This window comes from Nocardia farcinica, from assembly GCF_029867845.1.
GTDB classification, from domain to species: Bacteria; Actinomycetota; Actinomycetes; order Mycobacteriales; family Mycobacteriaceae; genus Nocardia; species Nocardia farcinica_A.
The window spans coordinates 1-5,406 of record NZ_JARWRU010000496.1 but is presented as its reverse complement, the minus strand read 5'-3'; the positions used below and the strand labels follow the sequence as shown (position 1 = coordinate 5,406).

The following is a 5,406-nucleotide window of genomic DNA, read 5'->3' as shown; positions in this document are numbered from 1 at the left end:
GAACGGTCGTCCGTGGACGTACCCTCGAAAGAGAGATCATGCAGTGCGGGCCCCGTGGATGTGGCGCGCCGACGCCGCCCTCGCCGGCGGCGTGCTCGCCGTCGCCGCCGCGGTGCCCACCGCGGACACCAGGAGGTGCGTGATGGCGACACGAACCGACCGAGAGGCGGGTATCCGGCTCGACGAATCCGGCCCGATCGCGCACACCCACAGCGGCCGCGTCCGCGGCGAACTCGCCGGTCCGATCGCCGTCTGGCGCGGCGTCCCCTACGGCGCCCCCGTCACCGGCCCGCACCGGCTGCGTCCGCCGCGCCCGCCCCAGCCCTGGGACGGCGTGCGCGACTGCCGCACCGTGGGCGACATCGCCCCGCAGTCGCTCGGGCCGATGGTCCCGGTGGACCCCGCGCTGCGAATGGGGGAGGACTGCCTGTGGCTCAACATCTGGGCCCCGGTCGAACCCGGTGCGGACGGGCCGCGCCCGGTCATGGTCTGGCTGCACGGCGGGGCCTACTGCCTCGGCTCGGCCGCGCAGGCGATCTACGACGGGCGGGAACTGGCGGCCAGGGGCGGAGTCGTCGTGGTCACCGTCAACTACCGCGTCGGCGTGCTCGGCTTCCTCGACCTGAGTTCGCTCTCGCCGGAGTTCACCGCCAATCTCGGCCTGCTCGACCAGGTCTCGGCACTCGAGTGGGTGCGCGACAACATCGCCGCCTTCGGCGGGGACCCCGGCAATGTCACCCTGTTCGGCGAGTCGTCCGGCGCGGGCTGCGTGACGGCGCTGCTCACCGCACCGGCCGCGGCGGGGCTGTTCCACAAGGCGATCGCGCAGAGCCCGCCCGCGACCACCGTCTTCGGGCGCCCGCGCGGCGAACTGGTGGCGCGACGCTTTCTCGAAATGCTCGACCTGCCGCCGCGCCGCGCCGCGGAACTGACCGACCTGCCGATGGAACGGCTGGTCGAGGCCGCGGGCGTGCTGTTCGACGAGGTGCCGACCAAGGAGCCGGGCAGGCCGGCGGCCGCGCCGGTGGTCGACGGCGAGCTGCTGCCGGACTATCCGATCAACGTCTTCCAGCGCGGCCGCTCACATCGGGTGCCGCTGATCGTCGGCAGCAACAAGGACGAGGCCTCGCTGTTCAAGGTGTTCCGCTCGCCGATCATGCCGGTCACCCCGCAGGCGGTGACGATGATGCTGCGCGATGTGGCCGACAACCACCCCGACCTCTCGCCCGAGCGGGTGGCCGAGATCGTCTCTGCCTACCCCGATCCCAGCACCCCGCGCGGCGCGCTGGCCATCTCCACCGACGCCGCGTTCCGGCTGCCCGCCCGCTGGGTCGCCGACGGCCATTCCGCACACTCGATGACCTGGGTCTACCGCTTCGACCACGCCACCCCGATGCTGCGCGCGGCCAGGATCGGCGCGGGTCACGCCACGGAGGTGCCCTATGTGTTCGGCAATTTCGGCACCCTGAACCCGGACCCGACCTTCTGGCTGGGCGGGCGCAGGCAGGCCACCGAGGTGTCGGGGCGGATGATGCGCCGCTGGCTGGCCTTCGCCACGCACGGGGTGCCCGCCGCCCTCGACGGCTCCAAACACTGGCGGCCCTACGACACCACCACCAGGCACACGCTGGTCATCGACGCCATCGACCGGTTGGTGCCCGATCCCGACCATGCCTTGCACAGCGCCTGGGGTGATCAGGCCGTCGGCTTCCGCTGAGCCTGCCCGCCGGTCCGGGCCGGGTGGAGGTGCGTCGAGCGGGTGCGTCAGGCCAGGGCGCTCTGCCCGGCGGGTGCGCGGGTGCCGAGCCGCACCGGCAGCTGCCGGAACCCGTGCAGGGTGAACAACTCCCGCCTGCGCGGCGGCGCGGCCAGGCTCAGCCCGGGGAACCGCTCGAACAGCGCCCGCAGCGCGTACACGCCCTCCATCCTGGCCAGGCTCGCGCCGAGGCAGACGTGGATGCCGCTGCTGAACGACAGGTGCTCCTTGGCGTTGGGGCGGGCGATGTCGAAGCGCTGCGGGTCGTCGAACACCTTCGGGTCGCGGTTGGCGCCCGCCAGCGAGACCGTGACGGCCTGGCCGGGCCGCAGCGGCACCCCGGCCAGCTCGAGCTCGGTCAGCGCCACCCGGCCGGTGATCTGCACCGGCGGGTCGAAGCGCAGGATCTCCTCCACCGCGTTCGGCCACAACTCCGGCTCCTCACGCAGCCGGGCCAGCTGCTCCGGGTGGGCGAGCAGCTGCACCACGCCGTTGCTGATGAGGTTGACCGTGGTCTCGAAGCCCGCGCCCATCAACAGGCTCGCGGTGGCCTTGAGCGCGTCGTGGTCCAGCTCGCCCGCGGTGACCAGGGAGCTGAGGATGTCCTCGCCGGGCTCGCGGCGCAGCGTCGCGATGTGGTCGTCGAGATAGTCGTTCATGCGGTGCATGGCCTCGTTCGCCCGCCGCTGCACCCGCCAGGAGATGCCAAGGTCGAGCAGCGGCGACATCAGATCACCCCACTCGAGGAACATGTCCCGATCGGCGTAGGGGAAGCCGAGCATCTCGGAGATGATCGCGATCGGCACCTGCGAGGAGTATTCCGCCACCAGGTCGGCCGAGCCGTCCGCGGGCAGCCGCTCCAGCAGTTCGGCGGTCACCTCGGCCACCCGGTCGCGCAGCCTGCTCACCGCGCGCGGGGTGAAAGCCGCGGCCACCGGCTTGCGCATGGTCGTGTGCTCTGGCGGATCGATCACCAGCATCGACGGCGGCTCGACCGGGCTCGGCGGCAGCGGCGAGCGCGGCATCAGCGCCCGCGCGGCCGTGAACGGCAGGAAGTGCTGCGGGGACTGCACGCCGAAGCGGTTGTCGCGCAGGATCGAGCGCACCAGTTCGTGGTCGAAGGAGGTCCAGGTCAGCGGGGTGCGGATCAGCGGGCTGTCCCCGCGCAGGCCTTCGATCAGCGAGTACGGATCGTCGATGCCTTCCGCGCCCGCGATCAGCCGGGCGAAGGGATCGCCGCGCCGCGCCTGGCCGCGCAGGACGAATCTCGGCACGCCCTGCGTGAACAGCCACCGCCACCATGCCGTCGGAGTCACCGTCGAACTCATGTACCACCACCCCGTTCCGCTGTGATGGACACCACGGTACGGGTGTCGCGGGTGTCGCGAAACGGTCCTCGGTCGGATCGCGGGCTCCTACCGGGGTAGGAGTCAGTCGATGGTGACCGTCACCCGCTCGGTCTCGATCCGGCGGGCCCGGGCGGCCGGATCGGGGTTGACGACCTGCACCAGCGAGGCCCCCGCCACCAGCACCGCGAGCAGACCGTCGACCACGTCGCTCGCGTGCTCCCACGGCCGGGTGGACAGCACCCGGTCGCCGGGGCCGATGCCCTGGCGCAGCGCCGCCTTGCGGGCGGCGTCGAATACCTCGGCCACCAGGTCGCCCTCCAGCGCGACACCGGTGCCGCGCGGCATGAACTGGTCGCCGTGCGCGCGCACCGAGGTCGCGAAGTCGGTGACCCCGACCGGCAGGTCGCGCACCGGCGCGCCCATCGGGTCCAGCGACAGCGCCGCCACCTCGGGGACGTCGCTCACCTCGTCGATGCGATCGGGGGTGACCAGCGCCAGATCGGCGTCGGGGTCGGGGTGCAACACCACCTCGGTGCCCGCCCACCAGCAGCCGAGCAGCACGGCGGCGGTCTGCCAGTGCGCGGGCAGCAGCACCGCCACCCTGGCGCCGATGGTCAGGCCGAACTCGTCGCGGATCAGGTTGGCGGTCTTGGCCGCCCAGTTCGCCAGGGTCGCGCCGGACAGTTCGACGCGGGCGCCGGTGGCGTCGTCGTAGTAGGTGATGCGCGGCGTCGCCGAGTCCTGGGCCAGGATCGGGTCCAGGATGGCCTCGGTCAGTGTCGAAGTCTTCGTCAATTCACGCATTTCGGTCCGTCCTGGCCTGCGTCGATCGGTGGAGCGGGTGGCACCGGCGTGGGAGAGGTCGACGACGGGGTGAAGTCGAACAGCTCGTCCGCCTGAGAGCCCGGGCCACTGTAGTCGCTCGCGAGGACCACCGACACCACCCCCGAGGGCAGTGTCGTGTCGGCCACCACCGGCAGACCGCCGAGCGCCTCGGCGACCGCCTCGGCCCCGGCGTTCGCACGGTCGGCGGCAAGCACCCGGGACCCGGTCACACCCATCCCGGTGTAGTTCCCCACCTCACCCTGGCGAAAACCTCTGCCCGCCAGTGTCCGCGACACCTCGCCCGCCAGGCCTGCGACCCCGCTCGCGTTGTAGACGTCCACGGTCACCGTGGACGGAATCACCCCGGTGGTCTCCTTCGGCGCGCTGTCCCTGCCGCCGTCCGCGCCGACCAGGGCGGCGACATAGTCCTTGACCTCGTCGACCTCCACCCGCACCACGGATTCGCCGTCGGCGGTGGTGCCGTTCAGGTCCGCCACCGGGATGGTCTCGAACTTCACCTGGCCGCCGGACAGGTCCTGCAACTGTCCGAGGAAGGCCAGCACGTCCCAGTCCTCGTCGAGGACCACCGTCCGGCCGACCGCCTCGCCGAGTTCGCCGAGCCTGCCCGGATCGGTGAGGGTCCTGGCGCTGAGCAGCTGGCTCACCAGGCCTGCCATGAACACCTGCTGGCGCACGATGCGGTCGATGTCGCCGCGCGGCAGCCCGTGGCGCTGGCGCACGAAGCTCAGCGCCTGCGGACCGTCGAGGCGCTGCCTGCCCGCCGGGAAGTCCGCGCCCGACATCTCCTCGTACACCGGCGCGTTCAGGCACACCTCCACCCCGCCGACCGCCTCGGTGAGCAGGACGAAGCCGAGCAGGCTGATCTCGGCGTAGTGGTCGACGGAGATGCCGGTGAGCCCGGCCACGGTGTCCACGAGCGCCTGCCGCCCGGCTTTGGTCGACCGCTTCTCGGCCTCGGCCTCCGAGACGCCGCTGTCCAGCAGTTCCAGCCGCTCGTTCTCCTTGGTGATGCCGTAGGCGGAGTTGATCTTTCCCTTGCCGAGGCCGGGGATGTCGACATAGGAGTCGCGGGGCAGTGAGATGGCGGTGGCCGAACTGCCGTCGTTGGGCACCCGGATCAGCACCAGAGTGTCGGTGTTGGTGCCGATCTCGTCGCCCGCGTGCAACATGGCGCGTTCGCGCTCGGTCAGCGGATTGCCGTGGGCGTCGGTGCGGCTGTCGACGCCGACCAGCAGGATGTCCACCGCGCCGTCGCGTCCGCCGCCGAGTCCGAGGTCACCGATGCGCTCGATCTGGGAGACCAGGGAGTCGACGCTGTGCCAGGCGAAGCCGGTGGCCACCAGCACCACCGCGGCCATGGCGGCGAAGGCGACCCGCACCGGGCGCGGCGAGTCCTGCGGCCTGCCGGGGCCGGCGGGCCGCGCGCCGGGCCGGGGAGCCCCCCCGGGGGGGGGG

The 5,406-nt window shown here is 72.2% G+C and carries 4 protein-coding genes; 1 reads left to right on the top strand and 3 read right to left on the bottom strand.

Annotation, left to right across the window (positions count from 1 at the left end; all coding sequences use genetic code 11):
- The first annotated feature begins 142 nt into the window (after positions 1-142).
- Positions 143-1,717: a carboxylesterase/lipase family protein gene (locus tag QH283_RS10840; RefSeq protein ID WP_280502888.1), complete on the top strand. Its 1,575-nt coding sequence runs from the start codon at positions 143-145 to the stop codon at positions 1,715-1,717.
- Between the two features lie 47 nt (positions 1,718-1,764).
- Here the strand turns inward: QH283_RS10840 and QH283_RS10835 are convergent, their stop codons facing one another.
- The 3 genes from QH283_RS10835 to QH283_RS10825 all read right to left on the bottom strand — a co-directional run.
- Entirely contained in the window at positions 1,765-3,084 is a 1,320-nt protein-coding gene (locus QH283_RS10835; protein ID WP_280502886.1) for a cytochrome P450, read from the bottom strand.
- 102 nt (positions 3,085-3,186) lie between these two features.
- Positions 3,187-3,909 (bottom strand): TIGR03089 family protein, encoded by a 723-nt coding sequence (locus QH283_RS10830; protein WP_280502885.1) that lies wholly within the window; start codon positions 3,907-3,909, stop codon positions 3,187-3,189.
- On the bottom strand, positions 3,897-5,406 hold a 1,510-nt coding region (locus tag QH283_RS10825), incomplete at its 5' end, for an LCP family protein (protein WP_432420702.1). The genes QH283_RS10825 and QH283_RS10830, both read right to left, overlap by 13 nt.